21 protein-coding genes are annotated in these 19,903 nt (G+C 64.8%); 15 read left to right on the top strand and 6 right to left on the bottom strand.

The genetic code is table 11. The features are described from left to right. Positions 1–85 precede the first annotated feature (85 nt). From ISO4_RS08120 to ISO4_RS08105, 4 genes are all read left to right on the top strand, one after another. Positions 86–691 (top strand): PepSY-associated TM helix domain-containing protein, encoded by a 606-nt coding sequence (locus ISO4_RS08120; RefSeq protein ID WP_323745357.1) that lies wholly within the window; start codon positions 86–88, stop codon positions 689–691. Positions 692–703: 12 nt separating this feature from the next. Beyond that, positions 704–1,204, top strand: coding sequence for a DUF2271 domain-containing protein (locus ISO4_RS08115; RefSeq protein ID WP_194855837.1), 501 nt, complete (start codon positions 704–706; stop codon positions 1,202–1,204). 38 nt (positions 1,205–1,242) lie between these two features. Further along, a complete protein-coding gene (locus tag ISO4_RS08110; RefSeq protein WP_194855836.1) occupies positions 1,243–2,046 on the top strand; it encodes a DUF4198 domain-containing protein in 804 nt (267 codons plus the stop codon). A 194-nt stretch (positions 2,047–2,240) separates the two neighbouring features. Continuing rightward, entirely contained in the window at positions 2,241–3,881 is a 1,641-nt protein-coding gene (locus ISO4_RS08105; protein ID WP_194855835.1) for a DEAD/DEAH box helicase, read from the top strand. A 1-nt stretch (position 3,882) separates the two neighbouring features. Here the strand turns inward: ISO4_RS08105 and ISO4_RS08100 are convergent, their stop codons facing one another. Continuing rightward, the gene (locus ISO4_RS08100) at positions 3,883–4,092 is read right to left on the bottom strand and encodes a dodecin (RefSeq protein WP_067610381.1); all 210 of its coding nucleotides are present in this window, start codon (positions 4,090–4,092) and stop codon (positions 3,883–3,885) included. 111 nt (positions 4,093–4,203) lie between these two features. Next, on the bottom strand, positions 4,204–4,929 hold the full coding sequence (locus tag ISO4_RS08095) for a nitroreductase (protein ID WP_142949491.1): 726 nt from the start codon (positions 4,927–4,929) through the stop codon (positions 4,204–4,206). A 92-nt stretch (positions 4,930–5,021) separates the two neighbouring features. Between ISO4_RS08095 and ISO4_RS08090 the strand changes: the two genes are divergently transcribed. The 7 genes from ISO4_RS08090 (at position 5,022) to ISO4_RS08060 (ending at position 12,796) form a co-directional block, all read left to right on the top strand. Continuing rightward, complete coding sequence (locus ISO4_RS08090) at positions 5,022–5,504, top strand: DUF1643 domain-containing protein (protein ID WP_142949492.1); 483 nt, start codon at positions 5,022–5,024, stop codon at positions 5,502–5,504. 128 nt (positions 5,505–5,632) lie between these two features. Then, positions 5,633–6,055, top strand: a complete 423-nt coding sequence (locus ISO4_RS08085) for a DUF3429 domain-containing protein (RefSeq protein WP_228548007.1) — start codon at positions 5,633–5,635, stop codon at positions 6,053–6,055. Between the two features lie 43 nt (positions 6,056–6,098). After that, positions 6,099–8,447, top strand: coding sequence for a fatty acid cis/trans isomerase (locus ISO4_RS08080; RefSeq protein ID WP_194855834.1), 2,349 nt, complete (start codon positions 6,099–6,101; stop codon positions 8,445–8,447). A 221-nt stretch (positions 8,448–8,668) separates the two neighbouring features. Next, the gene (locus tag ISO4_RS08075) at positions 8,669–9,661 is read left to right on the top strand and encodes a GlxA family transcriptional regulator (protein WP_142949494.1); all 993 of its coding nucleotides are present in this window, start codon (positions 8,669–8,671) and stop codon (positions 9,659–9,661) included. Between the two features lie 47 nt (positions 9,662–9,708). Further along, on the top strand, positions 9,709–11,088 hold the full coding sequence (locus tag ISO4_RS08070; RefSeq protein WP_194855833.1) for an alanine/glycine:cation symporter family protein: 1,380 nt from the start codon (positions 9,709–9,711) through the stop codon (positions 11,086–11,088). Positions 11,089–11,142: 54 nt separating this feature from the next. After that, on the top strand, positions 11,143–11,835 hold the full coding sequence (locus ISO4_RS08065) for a response regulator transcription factor (protein ID WP_142949496.1): 693 nt from the start codon (positions 11,143–11,145) through the stop codon (positions 11,833–11,835). A 79-nt stretch (positions 11,836–11,914) separates the two neighbouring features. After that, on the top strand, positions 11,915–12,796 hold the full coding sequence (locus tag ISO4_RS08060; protein WP_185956945.1) for a GAF domain-containing protein: 882 nt from the start codon (positions 11,915–11,917) through the stop codon (positions 12,794–12,796). 3 nt (positions 12,797–12,799) lie between these two features. On the opposite strand, the gene ISO4_RS08055 is transcribed toward ISO4_RS08060, so the two are convergent. From ISO4_RS08055 to ISO4_RS08040, 4 genes are read right to left on the bottom strand one after another with little or no spacing between them, the layout of a single operon-like run. Next, positions 12,800–14,062, bottom strand: a complete 1,263-nt coding sequence (locus tag ISO4_RS08055) for a sensor histidine kinase (RefSeq protein ID WP_194855832.1) — start codon at positions 14,060–14,062, stop codon at positions 12,800–12,802. 7 nt (positions 14,063–14,069) lie between these two features. Further along, the gene (locus ISO4_RS08050; protein ID WP_194855831.1) at positions 14,070–15,083 is read right to left on the bottom strand and encodes an SAM-dependent methyltransferase; all 1,014 of its coding nucleotides are present in this window, start codon (positions 15,081–15,083) and stop codon (positions 14,070–14,072) included. Then, the gene (locus tag ISO4_RS08045) at positions 15,080–15,853 is read right to left on the bottom strand and encodes a DUF1295 domain-containing protein (protein ID WP_194855830.1); all 774 of its coding nucleotides are present in this window, start codon (positions 15,851–15,853) and stop codon (positions 15,080–15,082) included. The genes ISO4_RS08050 and ISO4_RS08045 overlap by 4 nt, the downstream gene beginning before the upstream one ends. Further along, positions 15,846–16,385, bottom strand: a complete 540-nt coding sequence (locus ISO4_RS08040) for a DUF2878 domain-containing protein (protein WP_194855829.1) — start codon at positions 16,383–16,385, stop codon at positions 15,846–15,848. The genes ISO4_RS08045 and ISO4_RS08040 overlap by 8 nt, the downstream gene beginning before the upstream one ends. 83 nt (positions 16,386–16,468) lie before the next feature. On the opposite strand from ISO4_RS08040, the gene ISO4_RS08035 reads away from it, so the two are divergent. The 4 genes from ISO4_RS08035 (at position 16,469) to ISO4_RS08020 (ending at position 19,755) form a co-directional block, all read left to right on the top strand. Then, positions 16,469–17,032, top strand: coding sequence for a nuclear transport factor 2 family protein (locus ISO4_RS08035; RefSeq protein ID WP_194855828.1), 564 nt, complete (start codon positions 16,469–16,471; stop codon positions 17,030–17,032). After that, positions 17,011–17,541 (top strand): chalcone isomerase family protein, encoded by a 531-nt coding sequence (locus ISO4_RS08030; RefSeq protein ID WP_194855827.1) that lies wholly within the window; start codon positions 17,011–17,013, stop codon positions 17,539–17,541. The genes ISO4_RS08035 and ISO4_RS08030 overlap by 22 nt, the downstream gene beginning before the upstream one ends. 74 nt (positions 17,542–17,615) lie before the next feature. Then, positions 17,616–18,383, top strand: coding sequence for a GGDEF domain-containing protein (locus tag ISO4_RS08025; RefSeq protein WP_194855826.1), 768 nt, complete (start codon positions 17,616–17,618; stop codon positions 18,381–18,383). Between the two features lie 187 nt (positions 18,384–18,570). After that, a complete protein-coding gene (locus ISO4_RS08020; RefSeq protein WP_194855825.1) occupies positions 18,571–19,755 on the top strand; it encodes an OmpA family protein in 1,185 nt (394 codons plus the stop codon). The last annotated feature ends 148 nt before the right edge of the window (positions 19,756–19,903 follow it).

The raw sequence follows: 19,903 nt of genomic DNA, 5'->3' as shown, positions 1-19,903 counted from the left end.
TTACACTCTTTACGCGCCGCTCCATTGTGGATGGGAATCATTCCCAATAACATCCATCGCCTGATTCGCAGGCATGGCGGAGCGCGTGAACAAAAAAACCAAAGCCCGGTGGCTCAAGCAACTTCACCAGTGGCACTGGATCAGCTCCGCCCTGTGCCTGATCAGCATGGTGCTGTTCAGTGTCACCGGGATCACCCTCAACCACGCCGCGGACATCGATGCGCAACCGGTGATCAGCGAACGCCAAGCGGTGCTGCCGCCACCGCTGCTGGCGACCCTGGCGCAAACCGAACGCGGCCCCCTGCCGGAAACGGTACGCCGGTGGCTGGCGCGGGAGGCGGAGATCCAGGTGGACCGGCGCGACGCGCAGTGGTCCGCCGACGAGGTGTATCTGGCCCAGCCGCGCCCCGGCGGTGACGCCTGGCTGGCCATCGACCTGGGTAACGGCGAGCTGATCCACGAAGACACCGACCGGGGCTGGGTGGCGTTTTTCAACGACCTGCACAAAGGCCGCCACGGCGGCGCCGTGTGGTTCTGGTTCATCGACCTGTTCGCGGTGGCGACGCTGCTGTTCGCCCTGACCGGCCTGGCGCTGATGGCGCTGCACGCCAAACGCCGGCCGGCCACCTGGCCGGTCACCGCGCTGGGGTTGATCGTGCCCTGGCTGTTGATCGCCCTGTTCGTGCACTGACTGGAGAACGAAATGCGTCCCTGGCTCTCTCTTCTCGCCGCCCTGTTCGCCGGCGTCGCCGCCGCCAACGCGGCCGCCGCCGAGCTGCGCCTGGAGGTGGACATCCCGCGCATGGCGGTGGCGGAATACCACGCCCCCTACCTGGCGTTCTGGCTCAAACACGCCGACAGCGGCGAGATCGTGCCGCTGGGGTTGTGGTACGACGATCAGGAAAAATGGCTCAAGGACCTGCGCCTGTGGTGGCGCCGCACCGGGCGCGGGCAAAGCCGGCCCTACGACGGCCTCACCGGCGCCACCCGCCGTCCCGGCACCCATTCCGTGGATTTTTCCGAGCTGCCGGCTCTCAGCGATCTGCCCGAAGGTGACTACCAACTGGTGGTGGAAGCGGCCCGCGAAGTGGGCGGCCGGGAAGTGGTGCGCCTGCCGTTCCAGTGGCCGGCCACCGGCAACAAAACCGTGCGCGCCGACGGCGAGCAAGAGCTGGGCCGGGTGCAACTGCGCCTCGCGCCCTGACCGACTATTTCTCACCAGGTTCTTTGCAAGGAGTTTCCATGAAAATCACCCCTTTCGCCGGCACCGCCCTGGCCGCGCTGCTGACCCTGAGCCCGGCGGCCCAGGCCCATAAACTCTGGCTGCTGCCCAGCCACACCGTGGTCTCGGAAGCGCAATGGATCACCGTGGACGCCAGCGTCTCCAACGACATTTTCGACGTCGACCGGCCGTTCCCGCTGCAAGGACTGACCGTCACCGGCCCGGACGGCAAGGAGGCGCCGGTGGATCACCGTTTCGAGGGCCACCGGCGCAGCGGCTTCGACGCCGAGCTCAGCGAGGAAGGCAGCTACCGCATCACCCTCTTCCGGCCCATGTACATGGCCTTTTATCAGCTCGACGGCGAACGCCACCGCCGGCGCGGCGACAGCGCCGAAGCGCTGCTGCGGGAGATTCCCGAAGGCGCGGAAGAGATGCGTCTCTCCGAAGTCATGAACCGGCTGGAAACCTTCGCCACGGTGGGCGCGCCCTCCGACTTCAAACCGGTCGGCAAGGGCCTGGAACTGCAGCCGGTGACCCACCCCAACGACCTCTACGCCGGGGAAACCGCCCTGTTCCGCTTCCTGGTCGACGGCGAACCGGCCGCCGGCGTGGAAGTGGAAGTGGTGCCCGGCGGCAGCCGCTACCGCGACAACCACGGCGCCCTCACCGCCACCAGCGACGACAACGGCGAGATCAAGCTGCAATGGCCCAAGGCCGGCCGCTACCACCTGGAAGCCGCCTACAGCGACGACCGCGCCGCGCATCCGAAAGCCGATGGCCGCCGTCTGCAGTACATGGGGACCTTTGAGGTGCTGCCGCTTTAAGGTCTCTGGGATCCTGCCGGGCGGCTTTGCCGCCCTTTCGCGGGCGGGGCCCGCTCGCACAAGCCGATAAAAAGCGTGCAAAAACGCCACGCATCCCGTATAGTCCGCACCCCTTCATACAGGGCAGCGCCCGGCACAGCTCCTAATAGTTAGCAGCTTCAGGGCCACAAGCCCGCTCACTAATAGGTCTGTACATGTCGCAAAGTCCCTCAGGGTTTTCCACCCTGGGCCTGCCCGAGTCGTTGCTCGGCGCCATCGCCCAACTCGGTTTCACCACTCCGTCACCGATTCAGGAACAAAGCATTCCCGCGCTGCTGGAAGGCCGTGACCTGCTCGGTCAGGCACAAACCGGCACCGGTAAAACCGCCGCCTTCGGCCTGCCCCTGCTGGCACGCCTGGACCCGGCACTGAAAGCACCGCAAATGCTGGTGCTGGCCCCCACCCGCGAGCTCGCCATTCAGGTGGCCGCCGCCCTGGAAACCTTCGCCACCGGCCTGAAAGGCCTGAACGTGGTGCCGATTTACGGCGGCGGCGGTTACCGCGATCAACTGAAAGCGCTGAAAAACGGCGCCCAGGTGATTGTCGGCACCCCCGGCCGGGTGATGGACCACATGGAGCGCGGCAGCCTGCGCATGGACGAACTGCGCTGTCTGGTGCTCGACGAAGCCGACGAAATGCTGCGCATGGGGTTCATCGACGACGTGCGCTGGGTGCTGGAACGCACCCCGGACGCCTGCCAGCTGGCGCTGTTCTCCGCCACCATGCCGGCGGCGATCAAAACCATCGCCAAGAAGCACCTGAAGAACCCGGAATGGATCCGCGTGGAAGGCTCGTCCTCCAGCACCGGCGCCAACATCCGCCAGCGTTACTGGCCGGTGGCCGGCATCAACAAGCTGGACGCCCTGTGCCGTATTCTGGAAGCGGAAGAGCACGACGGTGTGATCGTCTTTACCCGCACCAAGCACGCCACCCTGAGCCTGGCCGACCAGCTGCAGGCGCGCGGTTTCCGCGTGGAAGCGCTGAACGGTGATATTCCCCAGGCACAACGGGAGACCACCGTGGCCCGGCTGCGCGATAAGCGCATCGACCTGCTGGTGGCCACCGACGTGGTCGCCCGGGGCCTGGACGTGCCGCGTATTACCCACGTGTTCAACTACGACATGCCCACCGATACCGAAGCCTATGTGCACCGTATCGGCCGCACCGGCCGTGCCGGCCGCCCCGGCGAAGCGATTCTGTTCGTGGCCCGCCGCGAGCAGGGCATGCTGCGCGGTATCGAGCGCGCCACCGGCCAGCGCCTGGACGCCATGTCCCTGCCGTCCGTGGACGACCTCAACAAGCAGCGCCTGAGCAGCTTCCGCGAGCGTCTCGCCAAGGGTCTGGAGCATCCGGAAATCGATGCCAACCGTGCCCTGGTGGCGGAACTGACCGCGGACCTGTCGATGAGCGAAGCGGACCTGGCGGCGGTGCTGGCCAGCCTGCTGTTCCAGAAGGAACCTCTGTTCCTGAAGGCGGCGCCGGAAGGCAAGCCGTTCCAGGACGGCGGCAAGGCGCCGCGCAAAGCCGATCGCAGCAAGGGGCCCAAGGCCGCTCGCGATACCGGTCCGATGAAGATTTATCGGGTGGAAGTGGGCGAGACCCACGGCGTGCGCCCGGGCAATCTGGTGGGCGCGATCGCCAATGAAGGCGGGTTATCCAGCGCGCAAATCGGCGCCATCCGTATTCACAGTGACCACAGCACGGTACAGCTGCCGGAGGGTCTCAGCACCCGCCAGCTGCACCAGCTGCGTACCGCCCGCGTTTGTCAGCGGGCGCTCGGGCTCGAAGCGGTCTGAATTAAGTATCCACCCGGAAGCCCACTTTCACGACCACCTGGAAGTGGGCGACCTGGCCGTTTTCCACATGGCCACGGGTCTCCTGCACTTCAAACCACTCCACATTGTTCACGCTCTTGCCCGCCGCGGCGATGGCGTTGCGTACCGCGTCCTCAATGCTGTCCTTGGAAGAACCTACCAGCTCGAGTTTTTTATAAACGTGCTCGCTCATCAATCTCTCCTTTCTCATCCGTGTAATCCATGCCTGATCTCCAGAGTGCCTGTTTTCAAGGCGCGCCGTGGGTGAAATAAGTAAAAAGTTTGGAAAACCGTTTCGCGTCCCTCAGCGTTCGCGGCGCGGGATCATAAGCTCGGACACCGGCAGTTTTTCCGGTCGGAAGCGGTTCACCGGCTGGTCGGCGGCGAAGCCCAAAGACACACCGCACAGCAACTGGTAGTGACGGGGAATCCGGAATCGCTTCTCCAACGGGGAACGCCACAGGCCCAGGGCGCCCTGGGCACAACTGGCGAGCCCTTCGTCGGTGGCGGCCAGCATCAGCGTTTGCAGAAAAATGCCGGCGTCGAGCACGCTGTACACCCCCAGCCCCTTGTGCACGAACAGGAACAGCGCGGTGGGCGCGCCGAAAAAGCGGAAATTGGCGGCCATCTGTTGGTGCCGGGCCTGTTTGTCGTCACGGCCGATGCCGAGATGCCGGTACAGGCCCTTGCCGGTGGCCACGCGGCGCGGCTGCAGGTCGTCCGGGTATTTGATCACCGGCCGGAAATCGCCATCCGGCAGCGCCGGCGACCGGCGCACGGCGGCCAGCGCCTTCTTCCAGGCCGGCGCCCGCTGCAGCGGCGCCAGCCGCTCAAAGCGCTCGCTCAGTTCGTCGCCGAGGGCGGCCAGATCGGCGCCCTGGGCCAGGGCGATCTGATAGGGCTGGGTGTTGGACCAGCTCGGTGCGGCGGCGGCGCGCTCCAGCACGCGCTGCAGGCGGTCTTCGGGGATCGGCTCGCGGGTGAACGCCCGGGCGCTGTGGCGGGCGTTGAGCACATCAATGAATTCCATGGGCACGGCTTCCTGAGCGGTGGTAGGTGGAGAGGTGGCGCCAGTCTGGCAAATCATTAAACTGCCCCGCCATGACCACCTGGAAGGCGGATATGGAAAGAAGTGCCAATTTCTCACGCTGCCGTCGCTACCGCTACGCGCTGTGGCGGCGCTGGGCGCCCGGCGACGACTACGTCCTGCTGGTGGGCCTGAACCCCTCCACCGCCGACCACCGCCGCGATGACCCCACCATCCGCCGCTGCATCGGCTTTGCCCGTGACTGGGGCTATTCCGGCCTGTGCGTGGCCAACCTGTTCGCGTTCCGCGCCACCTACCCACGCGATCTGTTCGCCGCCGACGACCCGGTGGGGCCGCGCAACGATGCCTGGCTGCGCCGCCTCAGCCGCGACGCCGCCCTGGTGGTGGCCGGCTGGGGCAACCATGGCCGCACCGGCGACCGCGCCGAGTACGTGCGCCGCCAGCTGCCCGCGCTGCACTGCCTGCGCCTGAACGGCTCCGGCGAGCCCGCCCATCCGCTTTATCTGCCGAAAACGTTAACCCCGTTTCCCATGCCCGCTTTCACCGATGATCCTTGAGGCGTAGCCTGAACCCGGCCCTGAAAAGATTGGCAGCCCCTTCACCCCGACGGCTTTAACCTCGACGCCGTGGATCACCAAGGGGGAACATACCGGTGTCCGACCGTTTCCTGAGACGAAATAAAATGATGGCCCGCGGTCTTGGCATCGGCGGCCTTCTCCCTTTTTACGCGCTGGCGCTGCTGACCTGGCATGACGGCCTGCGGACCTGGGCGCTGGACTCGGTGACCGGCTACGCCGCCGTGATTCTGGCCTTCCTGGGCGCGGTGCACTGGGGCCGGGCGCTCGCCGACCTGGACCAGCGCAACCATATCGGCACGCTGCTGTTCGGCATCATGCCCGCCATGATCGGCTGGCTGGCGGTGATGCTGCCGGTGGAATTCGGCCTGCCGATGCTGATCGCCGGCCTGGTGTTCGTATGGGGCTCCGAGCAGATGGTGTTTTTCGAGGTGCTGCCCGACTGGTACCGGCACCTGCGCCACCTGCTTACCGCCGCCGCCGTGCTGGCCCTGGTGATCGCCTGGGCGGCCGCCATGATGTCCATGTTCTGAGCAGTCCGCTAAACTGCGCGGGCGATTTGAACCGGAGGGACCCATGGTCGAAACCACCCGTCTGCCCTTGCTCGGGGCCTTACTGCTGATTCTTCCCCTGCTTGCGGCCTGCGATGAAGCGCCGGCGGCGTCCGATACCCCGGCCCCCGTCGCGCCGGTGAGTTTCAACCAGCAAATCCGGCCGGTCATCGAGCAGAAGTGCATCGCCTGCCACGGCTGCTACGACGCGCCCTGCCAGCTGAAACTGGAAACCGCCGCCGGCCTCGACCGCGGCGCCTCGTCCATGTCGGTGTACGCCCAGCGTACCGAGGCGGCCGACCCCACCCGTCTTTTCGTCGACGCGCAAACCACCGCCGAGTGGCGCGAGCGCGGCTTCTTTTCGGTGATCGACAGCAAACGCGGGCTGGAGGAATCGCTGCTCTACCGGATGCTGGAACTGGGCCGGGCCCACCGTTTCGAGCCCGGTGAGCGCCTGCCGGAAGAGATCGCCCTGGGCCTCAAGCGGGACAACCAGTGCCCGGCGCCGGACGAAATGGACGACTACGCCGAGGAGCACCCTCTGGGCGGCATGCCGCTGGGCACGCCGGCCCTCAGTGACGACGAATTCAACACCGTGCGCACCTGGCTGGCCCAGGGCGCCCCTCCCGGCGACGACCGGGTCACCCTGTCCGAACGGGAGCGCGAGCAGGTGCGCGGCTGGGAAACCTGGTTCAACCGGGACGGCAAGCGCCAGCAACTGGCCGCCCGCTGGCTCTATGAGCACCTGTTCCTGGCGCACCTCTATTTCGACCAGGGCGAGGACCGCAAACCGGACCATTTCTTCACCCTGGAACGCTCCCTGACACCGCCCGGCGAACCGGTGCGGCCGGTGGCCACCCGGCGCCCCAACGACGACCCGGGCGAGCGCTTCTGGTACCGCCTGCGCCCGGTCACCGGCACCCTCGTCCACAAGACCCATATCACCTTCGCGCTCAGCGACGCCAAACGCCGGCGCATGGAAAGCCTGCTGTTCGACACGCCCTGGGAGATCGACACCCTGCCCGGCTACAGCGAAGAGGAAAAGGCCAACCCCTTTACCACCTTCGCCGCCCTGCCCGCCCGGGCGCGCTACCAGATCATGCTCGACGACGCCGAGTATTTCGTGCGCACCTTTATCCGTGGGCCGGTGTGCCGCGGACAGATCGCCACCGACGTGATCCGTGATCGCTTCTGGGCGGTGTTCCAGGACCCGGACCACGACCTCTACATCACCGACCCCGATTATCGCGCCCGGGTCTCCGGCCTGATCGCCCTGCCCGGCCAGGAAGACAGCCTGCTCAAGCTGGGCCCGGAGTGGATCAAATACACCAAGCGCCGCAACGACTACCTGCGGGAACGGGCCGAGGCCTACCGCGCCGAACAACCGCAGGGCCCGGGCTGGAACGACATCTGGGACGGCGAGGGCAGCAACCCCAACGCGCTGCTCACCATCTTCCGCCACCACGACAACTCCTCGGTGCGCAAAGGGCTGATCGGCGACTACCCGCTGACCAGCTGGGTGATGGACTATCCCCTGTTCGAGCGCACCTACTACAGCCTGGTGGCCAACTTCGATGTGTTCGGTTCGGTGTCGCACAAGGCCCAGACGCGGCTCTACTTCGACCTGATCCGCAACGGCGCGGAGCAGAACACCCTGCGTTTCCTGCCCGCCGACACCCGCAAGCAGGTGCTCAAGAACTGGTACCAGAAAACCGGCCAGCTAAAGCTGCTGGTGAGCTACGAGGACGTGGACACCGAGGTGCCCACGGCGATCGACTACCACAGCGCCACCCCCATGAACGAATTCAACGCCGGCCTGCTCAGCCAGTTCGGCGCCCTCAACGTCCGCCCGGATCCGATCAACCGGTGCGGCGGCGACAATTGCAGCCGCGCCGACGCCACCGCCCTGGAACGGGACGTGGAGCAGGCGCTCAGCGCCATCGCCTCGCAGCCGGCGGCGCGCCTGCCGGTGGTCGACCATATGCCGGAGGCCAGCCTGCTGCTGGTGGACGGCGACGGGGAACAGGCGGTGTACTCGCTGCTGCGCAACCGCGCCCACTCCAACGTGGCGTTCATGTTCGGCGAGTCGCTGCGCTACCAGCCGGAGAAGGACACCCTGACCGTCTACCCCGGTGTGCTGCTGAGCTACCCCAACTTCATCTTCCGGGTCGCACACGATGATCTGAGCGCGTTCGCCGGGGCCATGCAGGCGGTGGAGAGCGAGAAGGATTTCACCGCCCTGGTGGAACGGTTCGGGGTGCGGCGCACGCAGACCGACTTCTGGACCCACTTCCACGCGCCACTGCGCTACATGGAAGCCCATGAGCCCACCCAGGCCGGCATTCTCGACCTGAACCGCTACCTGAACCTGTAGAGCGGGCAAAAAAAAGCCCCGCGGGGAGCGGGGCTCGAAATTACCGTCATAGCGTGCCTGCCGAAGCAGGCTCCCGAGCCTGATGACGATATGCGACTCTGTAAGAACCAGCGCGGCTCTGTGTCAGGATGGCGCTTATGATGGCAGCGACCGCCCCGGACTGGTATTGTCGCCCATGACTTATTCATGGTGATTTACGACAAAGCGGGGCCCTACCTACGATGTACCATGTCAGCGTGCTCGCCTACGACGGCGTTTTCGCGTCCGCCCTGACCGGGGTGATGGACCTGCTCAACCTCACCGGCGTGACCTGGAACCGCATCCACGGGCAGCCGCTCAACCGCCAGTTCAAGGTGCAGATGGTGTCCCGTGGCGGCGAGCCGGTGCGCTGCACCGCGGGCATGCGCATCGCCGTGGACACCGCCCTGGAGCGGGTCGACCAGTGCGACCTGGTGGTGGTGCCCACCATCGGCAACGAGATCACACAGGTGCTGCATGCCGAACGCGACACCCTGGAGTGGCTGCGTTTTCTGCACGCCGGCGGCGCCGATCTGGCCAGCAACTGCACCGGGTCGTTCCTGCTCGCCGAGGCCGGTCTGCTGGACGGCCGCCGCGCCACCACCCATTGGGGCTACAGCCAGCTGTTCCGGGAGCGCTACCCGCGAGTAAACCTGGACGAGCGCGAGCTGATCACCCGCGACGGTAATATTTTCTGCGCCGGCGGCGGCACCGCCTGGCGCGACCTGACCATTCTGCTGGTGGAGCGCTTCTGCGGCGCCGACATGGCCCGGGAGCTGGCCAAGGCGTTCGTGATCGACGTGCGCAACGACCCGCAGAGCGTGTACGCCGGCCTGCCGGCCAAGACCTACCACCGCGATGAGCAGGTGCAGAAGGTGCAGGCCTGGCTGCACGAGCACTACGCCCAGCCGGCCACCCTGGCGGAGCTGGCCGAGCGCGTGCACCTGAGCCCGCGCCAGTTGCAGCGCCGCTTCACCAGCGCCCTGGCCGAGCCGCCCCTGCAGTACCTGCAGCGCGTGCGGATCGAGGCGTCGCGCAAGATGCTGGAGCGCGGCGCCACCAACCTCAGCCATCTGGCGGAGCAGGTGGGCTACCAGGACGTGAGCAGCTTTTCGCGGCTGTTCAAGCGCCATACCGGCCTGTCGCCGAGCCATTACCGCCAGCGTTTCGCCCGCGTCGGCGCGCTCCGTGACTAATCCACCGCGACTGACGTAGCGCCGCGACCCTGCTAGTCTGATTCTCCATGAATAACTTCTTCGAACGACTGGACGCCGCCCTGGGGTCCCTGGTGGGGTTTCTGTGGGGCCCGCCACTGGTCACCCTGCTGGTCGGCGGGGGCCTGTTCTTCCTGCTCTACTCCCGGCTGCTGCCGTACCGGCATCTGCCCGACGGCGTGCGGCTGTTGTTCCGCCCGGCGGACAGCAAGGACGAGGGCACGCTGTCGCATTTCCAGGCGCTCAGCACCGCCCTGTCCGGCACCCTGGGCATGGGCAATGTGGCCGGCGTGGCGGTGGCCATCTCGGTGGGCGGCCCCGGGGCGATCTTCTGGATGTGGGTGAGCGCGATTCTCGGCATCGCCACCAAGTTCTACACCTGCACCCTGGCGGTGATGTACCGGGGCCGGGACAGCGAGGGCCAGCTCCAGGGCGGCCCCATGTACATTATCCGCGAGGCGCTCGGCCCGCGCTGGCGGCCGCTGGCGTACTTTTTCGCCCTCGCCGGCCTGCTCGGCACCATGCCTATTTTTCAGGTCAACCAGCTCACCGAAATCATCCGCGAGGCGATCGCCGTGCCCGCCGGCTGGACCGGCGCCGACGACCACTTCCTGTTCGACCTGCTGTTCGGGCTGCTGCTGGCCGCCGTGGTGCTCGCGGTGGTGGCGGGCAAGCTGCCGCGCATCGGCCGGGTCACCGGTATTCTGGTGCCGGCCATGGTGGCCGGTTACATGCTGCTCACCGCGGTGGTGCTGGTGCTGCACGCGGACCAGGTGTGGCCGGCGCTCACCCTGATCGTGCGCGACGCCTTCACCGGCGAGGCCGCCGCCGGCGGCGTGCTGGGCGCGGTGATCATCACCGGCATCCGGCGGGCGGCGTTTTCCAACGAGGCCGGCATCGGCACCGAGGCCATGGCCCACGGCGCCGCCCGCACCCGCGAACCGGTGCGCGAGGGCATGGTGGCGATGCTGGGCCCGATTATCGACACCCTGATCGTGTGCACCTGCACGGCCCTGGTGATTCTGATCAGCGGGGCGTGGAGCGACGGCGACACGAACGGCGTCTCCCTCACCGTGAACGCTTTCAATATCCTGTTCCTGGATTACAGCGGCGTGATCCTGGCGGTGCTGGTCGGGGTGCTGAGCCTGAGCACCGTGTTCACGTTCTGGTACTACGGCAGCAAATGCCTGGGCTTTCTTATCGGCGCCCGTCATCAGCACCACTATGTGTGGTTTTACCTGGTGTTGGTGGTGCTCGGCGCGGTGGGGTCACTGAGCGTCGTGATCAAGGTGATCGACAGCATGTACGCGCTGATGGCGCTGCCCACCATGGTCGCCTCCCTGCGCCTGGCGCCCCGGGTCAACCAGGCGGCGCGCGCCTACTTCGCGCGATCACGTGATGATGATTGACGGCTTCTTGACGCGTCGGGGCGGACTATGTCCGCAGGTACAGGAGGGAATGCCGTGAAAAATCTGTCCGTTTTACTGGTCGAAGACCACCGCCAACTGGCGCAGACCGTGGTCGAATTTCTGGAACAGGAAGGCGCGCTGGTGGACTACGCCAGCGACACCACCCTGGCCCGCACGCTGGTCCAGGAGCACCACTATGACATCCTGGTGCTGGACGTGATGCTGCCCGGGGAGGACGGCTACAGTTTCTGTCAGTATCTGCGCAAGGAACTGGCCCTGGACACCCCGGTGATCTTCATGACCGCCCGGGACCAGCTGGACGACAAGCTGGAAGGCTTTGCCCGCGGCGGCGACGATTACATCGTCAAACCCTTCGCGCTGCCCGAGCTGGTGGCCCGCGTGCAGGCGCTGGTGCGCCGCGAACGCCGCGAAGTGGCGCCCAACCTGCTGACGGTGGCGGATCTGCAGCTGGATCCGGCCCGTCAGGAAGTGCGCCGCGAAGGGCAGCTTCTCAAGCTGTCCCCCACCGCCTTCCGCATCTTGCGCATTCTGATGCGCGAATCCCCCAAGGTGGTCAGCCGCGAGCAGCTCGAGCATGAGCTCTGGGGCGACCTGGTGCCCGATTCGGACGCGTTGCGCAGCCACCTTTACAACCTGCGCAAGGCGGTGGACAAGCCGTTCGAGCACGCGCTTCTGGAAACCCTGCCGGGCGTGGGGTTCAGCATCCGCCCGCCACGCACCGTGTGATGTCAGTCCGCCCCCCTTGCGGACCTGGCATCTCAGGCACAGAATGGCGGCGCCATTCACGTGTTATGCGATAAGAACTATGCCTTGGGGGAAAAGACACTCTTTCACGGAATTCGTCGATACCAAGCTGCTCGATCTGCAGTCCCGGTTCGGCATGGCGATGTGGTTTCTGACCCGCCGCCGTGGGGAGGACTGGTTATTACTGAACGTCTGCGGCGAAGGGTACGACCTGAGCCGCGGGGACATGCTGGCCTGGCATGACAGCATCTGCCATCGCCGAGTAAACGAGCTCGGACCGCCGGCGTGCTCGGACGTCACCCGGCAACAAGCCTACCGCGATGCGCCTATCACCGATCAACTTTCGATACGGGCGTATGTAGGGATGCCGCTGCGCGACCATACTGGAGCGCTGTTCGGCACTCTGTGCGCGCTTGATCCCGAGCCACGGCCCGATCTGGACCACGAGAACGTCCAGGCCGCCTTGAAACGCCAAGCCCGCCTGCTGGAATCCGCCCTGGTGTGGAATCTGGCCGGGCTCGATCAGCAGCGGGTCACCGAGTTCTTCGAAGAAGAGAGCCGCGATCCGGAAACAGGCCTGCTGGACGAGGCCGGCTGGCTTCGCATCCTGGACGGCGAACGGCGGCGCGGCCAGGCTTACGGCCTCAGCTCCATGGTCCTGAAAGTGCATGGCACCCGTCTCGACGATGAGCAACGGCAACTGGTTGCCGATTCCCTGGCGGCGCTGATTCGCCACCAGGACATGGCCGCCTATCTGGGCAGTGACCAGTTTGCCATTCTGTTGCCGGAGAACACGCCCAGCTGCGCCGATCAGGTGCGCGACAGGCTGCTCGACGCGCTGAACGCCAAGGGGATTCTGATGTGGTGTGACGCGGAGCCGCTGGCGCTCTCGGAGGGCCGGATGCAGCCCCCGCTCACCGCCGAAGGCGGGCCGGTGCATTAACCGCTAGCGGAACCGCACCCGCACCTCGGTGCCCTTGCCGGGCCGGCTGGCCACGTCCAGGTGCCAATCAAACCGCTCGCAGAGCCGCTGGACGATGGCCAGACCCAGGCCGTGGCCGCCTTCCTTGCTGTTGCCCCGTTCGAACGGCTGTAGAAAGCGGGCCAGTTCCTCGCTGTCCATGCCGGCGCCGGTGTCCACCACGTGCACCGCGTCCTCGGCCACCACGATGGTGACCTGTCCGGAACCGCTGTAGTTGATGGCGTTGCGGACCAGGTTGGTGAACACGATATTGAGCACGGTTTCCGAGGCGGTCAGGGTCAGCAGTGCGGTCTGTTTCACCTGCAGGCGAATCTGCTTGCGCTCCGCCAGCGGCTGCAGGCGGTCGAGCAGGTTCACCGCCACGTCGTTGACCACCAGGTCCTCTTCCTGAATCGGCTGCTGTTCGGTGCGCGCCAGCAGCAGCAGGGTCTCCACCAGCGCTTCCATGTCGTCCACGGTGTCGGACATGCGGCTGATCACCGGCCGGTCGCCCACCTGCTTGGCGAGCAGCTCCAGGTTGGCGCGGAACACCGCCAGCGGCGTGCGCAGTTCGTGGCTGGCGTCGCGGGTGAATTGCCGCTCGCGCTCCACGAACCGCAGCAGGCGGTCGGCGTAGGCGTCCAGGGCGGCCATCAGGATGCTCGCCTCGCTGTTGGGCTCCGCCTCCACCTGGCTGAAGTCCGGGCGCGCTTCCACCGGGTCGTGCACATTGGCGTGGCGCAGCGTTTCCGACAGCTGCACCAGGGGGGAGACCAGGGCGCGGGATTTGCGCCAGCCCAGGAAGGACGTCAGGTAGATCACCAGCAACACGGCGGTCAGCGGCAGAATGCCAAACAGGAACGCCAGCACCGACACCCGCTTTTCATCGAAGATCAGATATAGACGGGCGTCGCCGCGCGTTTCGATGTAGACGATCGGATTCTGGTCGCCGATCTGCGCGCGCTGGTAGCCGTCCGGCCGCTCGGCGAGCATCTCCGGCACCGGGTCCCGGGTGTCCGGGTCCACCAGCAAACCGAGCAGATGGCGGGTATTGGGGCGGGGGAAATCGTCGTCCTCGTCGTAAAGGCTCCAGTAATGGTCCGCCTCTTTGATTAGGGCTTCCTTGACCAGCACCTGTTCGATGATCTGGGCCGTGGCCCAGACCCCGAACACGGTGGCGAAACTGATGAACAGAATCTGGATCAGGAAAACCCGGGTAAGGCGGTGCTGAACACCTTTACGCGTCATGCCAGTCTCATTCTTCTCGGCGGAACAGATAGTGGCCCACGAACCACTCTTCGCCATCACCATAATTGAACAGTTCGGCGCAGGCCATGAAAAACATCCGCCAGCGTTGCAGCCACAATTTACCCTGGCCGGCGCCGTAGCACTCTTCCAGTAGCGGGATCAGCGTTTGCCGTTTGCGGTCCGCCAGTGCCAGCCAGGCTTCCAGGGTTTGGCCGTAATGGGTGCCGTTCACCGCCCAGCGATCCTCCAGCGACAGCTGGTCCGCGCAGCGCGGCAGCCAGTCGTACGACGGCATCATGCCGCCGGTGAAAAAGTAGCGGCCCATCCAGTTGCTTTCGCCTTCGGTTTCGAACAGATAGGTCAGATTGCGATGGCAGAAAATATGCACGAACAGCTTGCCGCCGGGCTTGAGCCAGTCGTGCACGCGCCGCATCAGCTCACGGTGGTTGCGCATGTGCTCGAACATCTCCACCGACACCACCCGGTCGAAGGTCTGTTCCGGCTGGAACACGGTCACGTCGGCGGTGATCACGCGCACATTGTCGAGCCCGCTCTCGGCGGCGCGGGCCATGATCCATTCTTTCTGGGTGGCGGAGTTGCTCACCGCGGTGATGCGACTGCCCGGGTAGCGGGCGCCCATCCACAGGGTCAGCGACCCCCAGCCACAGCCGAGCTCAAGAATATCCTGGCCGTCGGCCAGCTGGGCGCGCTCGCAGCTCAGGGCCAGCATCGCCGCCTCGGCGTCCGCCAGGATCTCGCAGCCGGCCTGCCAGAGGCCACTGGAATACTTCAGATGCGGGCCCAGCACCTGCTCATAAAAGCGCGAATCCACTTCGTAGTGCTGTTCATTGGCCTCGTCCTGGGCCACCGCGATGGGGCCCTGGGAGAGCGTGCGCAGCAACGCCTCCGGGTCGGTCTCGTGCTGCTTCTCCTGGGCAAGACGTTTACCCAACAGATGGCGAATGCCGCCGCGTACCAGGAAATCCGGAACCAGGCCGGACTCCGCCAGGCGAATGATCATGAAGCGGGTCTCCAGGGAATAAAGGGGCTGGTGGTGCGCTGATACTCGCGGTAATCGTCACCACGGGATTTAAGGGCCTGTTTCTCGGTATGCGGGATGCCGGTGACGAACCACAGGAACAGGAACATGGCCACCGGCAACAGCCACAGCCAGCCGGCCAGGGCGGCACCCACGGCGATCAACGGGTAGCTGAACCAGTGCAGCCATTCGAAGAAATAGTTGGGGTGCCGGGAATAGCGCCACAGACCTTCCCGGCAGGTCTTGCCCTTGCTGTCCGGCCGCGCCTTGAAGCGGGCCAGCTGCCGGTCCGCCATCGCCTCGCCGACGATCGACACCACACCGATGATCACGCCCAGCACCACCAGCGGCGGCCGGAAGTCCGGCTGGCCGCCGATCACCCAGAACGGCAGGGAGAACGCCCAGGCCAGGCCCGCCTGCAGCCAGAACACCACCAGGAACACCGGCTGGGTGGCCTTACCCAACCGTTCGCGCATGGCGGCGTAGCGGCCGTCCTCGCTGCCCTCGCCGGTGACGCGCCGGAAAATATGGCTGCCCAGCCGCACCGACCAAAGCAGCAACAGGGCGCCGGCCGCCAGGCGAGGCAAGGGGTCGCCGCCGCCGGCCAGCAAGTAGGCCAGGCCGGTGAGTCCGGTACTGAAGCTCCAGGCCACATCCACGTAGCCGGCATTACCGTTGGTCCACTGGACCGCCCAGGCCAGGGTGAACACCATCACCAGCAGAACCAGACTGAAAATCAGAATTTCAGGCATAACGACCTCGTTCCTCATCGAGACGGCGCGCCAGATAGGCCAGTGCCGGCACCACCATCGACCACACGGCGCCGTAGCTCAGGGCCAGCAGCCACCAGCCCTGCGGGGTGGTGGCGGCGCCGAAGTTGATTCCCACGGTTACCGAGAATACACCGCCGAAGGCACCGAACAGCGCCGCCAGCAACAACTTGGGGCGCAGCCAGGCCAGGCAATAGTTGAAGCTCACCGCGAAACCCAGCCATAGTGCCCAGATCCAGTCCGGGGCCACCCACTGTCGCGACCAGTCGGCGTATTCAAGCAGCGACGGCGCCAGCCATAACGGCTCGAACAGCACACAGGCCACGGCGCCGGCGGCGAGCAGCGCGAGGTCGGCGCGCCAGGCGCGGTTGAGCGCCCACACGCCCGCCTGCATCGCCACCAGTACAAGCCAGGCAGCCCATCCCCACCCATGGGCGCCACCGTAAACGGCGACGAACCAGAGCAGTTGAAAACCCACGAAGTTGATCGCCAGGGCGGCGAATGATTTATTCATGCGGCGAGCTTGGGCCGCCCACCGTCAATGGTCCGTGAACCGGCTTCACGGTCGATTCACCGGTGCTGGCGGACATTGGCGTCATGAAATCGAATCGGCTACCGCTCATCGCCCTGTTACTGGTCGCCGTCACCGGCTGCGCCAGCCGCGCGGACGGCCCTTCCGGTTATGCCCACCTCTATGAACAGGCGGTGCGCGAACGGCCCGGCAGCACCCGGGTGTCGGATCAGGCCGTGGATCGCTTCGTGGCGCTGTACTCGCCGATCGACGCGGACCATATCGAGAACCACATCGAGGACGTCTACGCCGAGGACATCTACTTCAACGATACCTTGTCCACCGTCTACCGACGCGACCAGCTCAAGGCGCACTTACTGAAAACCGCCGAGCGGCTTGATTACATGAGTCTGGATATCCAGAACCGCTGGCAAGACGGTGAAGACTTCTTTTTGCTGTGGTTCATGGAGACCCGTTTCAGCATCCTCGGCAGCGAACGGGACGTTCGCACCATCGGTGTCTCCCATCTTCGTTTCGATGACCAGGGCAAAGTGATTTTTCACCAGGACTTCTGGGACAGCAGCCAGGGCCTGGACCAGCAACTTCCCATTCTAGGAGGATTCAGCCGATGGCTGCGCGAGCATCCCTGACACTGCCGCTTGCTTTGTTGGTTTCCATGGCGCTGGGAAGCGGCGCCCATGCCGCTGACTTCGAAGACATGTCGCGCTGCTCCAGCGCTGACGTCAAGGCGCTTAAAGTGTTCAACGTCGGCCAGGCGTCGCTGTTCCGCGCCGACTGCGGCGCCTCCGATCCGCTGGCGCCGCCCATGCGTCTGGCCTTCGGCTACAATCGGGAGGTGCCCGGCGACGCCTTCGCCAAGGCGGCGCGCAAGATGATCGAACGCAACGTCAGCGAAGAGACCTTCGAAACCTTGAAAGAGCGCATCGACAACTTTAACAGCCACTACCGAACCACCCGCGACGGCGACCGCTACACGCTGGACTACGATGAGGATCAGTCCATGGTGTTGCGCCTCAACGGTGAAAAGCTGGCCGAGGAACAGGGCGAGGACTTCGCCCAGGCCTACTTTTCCATCTGGTTCGGTGAGGATCCCTATTCCGACAGTCTCAAGGAGGAGCTGCTCTCCGTGGAGCCCTGATCCCGCCGGGGTCTTGCACCCTCGCCCCCCAGACCGGATACTTCTCCCTTTAACCGCAGCCGTGGGGGGCGTTAATGGCCAGTGCACCGGAAGGTCGCTTCAGCCACTACACACCGGTTCTCAATTCCGACCGCTTTTTCGCCTTGCGCCTGACCGCCGTGTTCACCGTGATCAGTCTGGTGGCCTCCCTGTTGATTACCACCGTGGGCGTGCTGCTCACCGGCCAACGCGACTGGCTGGCGGCGCTGTCGCTGGCGCTGTTGATCCCCCTGCTGCTGGTTCCGCCTTTGTGCTATCCGCTGCTGGCGAAACTGGCGGCGGTGACCCGCGACAACCGGAAGCTGCGTCAGCAGGCCCGCGAAGACCATCTCACCGGTTTGTTCAACCGTCCCCATCTTATGAGCATGCTTGAGCGGGAATTGTCGCTCAGCCAGCGCCACGATCATCCGGTATCGATTTTATTGGTGGACATCGTCGACTTCGTGGATATCGCCGATCGGTACGGACGTCACACCGGCGACCGGTTATTACGGATTTTTTCTGAACGCATTCGCGATAAAATCCGCGAAAGCGATCTGTTCGGCCGCATCGACGGTGCGCAGTTTCTGCTGGTTTTGCCGCACACCGATTTCAACGACGCCTTGCACATGGCGGAAGGGTTGCGTTCGCTCACCGCCAGCATCCAGGTGCAGACCGACGAAGGCCTGGCGGGCTTTGAGATCCGTATTGGCGCGGCCAGCACCGAGAACAGCGGCCGCCGGCTCAACGCCCTTCTCAATGAGGCCGATTACGCGTTGTATCAAAGCCGTAACGAGCATCGCCACTCCGACCGCCCCGCTTAACACTTAATCATCACACCCCACTCACAATAAAAACCTATTTTTTACAAAAATTATTCTTTTTCACACCTTTCTTGCCGCCCCTTTGTAAATTTGTTTATTAAACTCCTTACTGGCATTTACAGTTAAGTCTCAGGGAGCAAAACTGCGGATGCTGAATTTCTGCCTACTAAAAAACAAGGAAGGAGCTATGGACGCCAAACGCTTTCTCGCATCCAGTATTGCTTGCGCATCGTTAGCCGTTGCTACTACGGCCGTTGCCGAGGACACCATTCCGGATCGGTATTTCTACCTGGGTGGTCACATCGGCCAGAGCTGGCTGGATATCGGTGATCACTACGAAGGCGACGGCTACTTCGCCGACAACGTCTACGAAAACGATACCGTGACCATGCCCGGCGCCCAGATCGGTTATCGCTTCAGCGAAAACTGGTCCGTACAGGCCTGGTACGATCGCAACAACATGTCCACCAGCGACGGCGAAGTGTACCTGCGGAACAATTTCGCCAGCCTGCGCCGTCACTTCAACGGCGACGGCCCGATCGAAAGCTATGTCGGTCTCGGCGCCGGTGAAACCCGCACCGAGTTCAACACCGAAAGCGACGATGACTTCAAGGAAACCACCGGCGGCATCGAGTTCGGTGTACAAACCGCACTCGCCGACAACTTCCTGATCGACGTCGGCGCACGCCCCACATACAGCTTCCGCTCCGAGCGCTGGGACGGCCAGGTCTACGCCGCCCTGAACGTTCTGGTCGGCGCACAGTATGACGAAGAGCCGAAACCCGAGCCGGTTACCGAAACCGCCACCGACAGCGACAACGACGGTGTACCGGATTCCAACGACCGCTGCCCCGGCACTCCCGCGGGCGCCAGTGTTGACGCTCAGGGCTGTGAGCTGGATGACGACGGCGACGGCGTCGTAAACAGCAAGGACGAGTGCCCGGATACGCCGGCACGCGCCAAGGTTGACGATAAAGGCTGTCAGGAGTACCTGACCAAGGACGTGCGCGAAACCCTGTACGTTGAGTTTGGTCTCGACAAAGCGGAAGTGCGCGAAACCTCCTACCCGGAACTGGAAGGTCTGAGCGATCAGATGTACCAGTATCCGTCCGCTGACCTGATCCTCGAAGGTCATACCGACAGCACCGGCGCTGCTTCTTACAATCAGCAGCTTTCCGAGAAGCGTGCGGATGCGGTGAAGCGTGTCATGGTCGAAGAGTTCGGCATCGATGAGAGCCGGATCACCACCGAAGGTTACGGCGAAGCCAAGCCGATTGCTGACAACAGCACTCGCGACGGCCGCGCTCAGAACCGCCGCGTGGAAGCGATCATGAAAGCCACCACCGAAGAAGCGCAGTACGACAACGACTAAGTCGTCCAGCGTTCTCTTCAACCCAAAAAGGGCCGGCATCCGCCGGCCCTTTTTTGTTGGCGTTGAAAGTTGGCCGTAGAAACAGCCGGTGGCCGCGTCGCCGTGCGCGAAAGGCAAGGGAGTCAATGAGACTCAGCCGATCTGCCTG

Source organism: Alloalcanivorax venustensis ISO4 (genome assembly GCF_015356855.1).
Classification (GTDB): domain Bacteria; phylum Pseudomonadota; class Gammaproteobacteria; order Pseudomonadales; family Alcanivoracaceae; genus Alloalcanivorax; species Alloalcanivorax venustensis.
The sequence above is the reverse complement of the archived record's forward strand: the minus strand, read 5'-3'. Positions and strand labels throughout refer to the sequence as shown.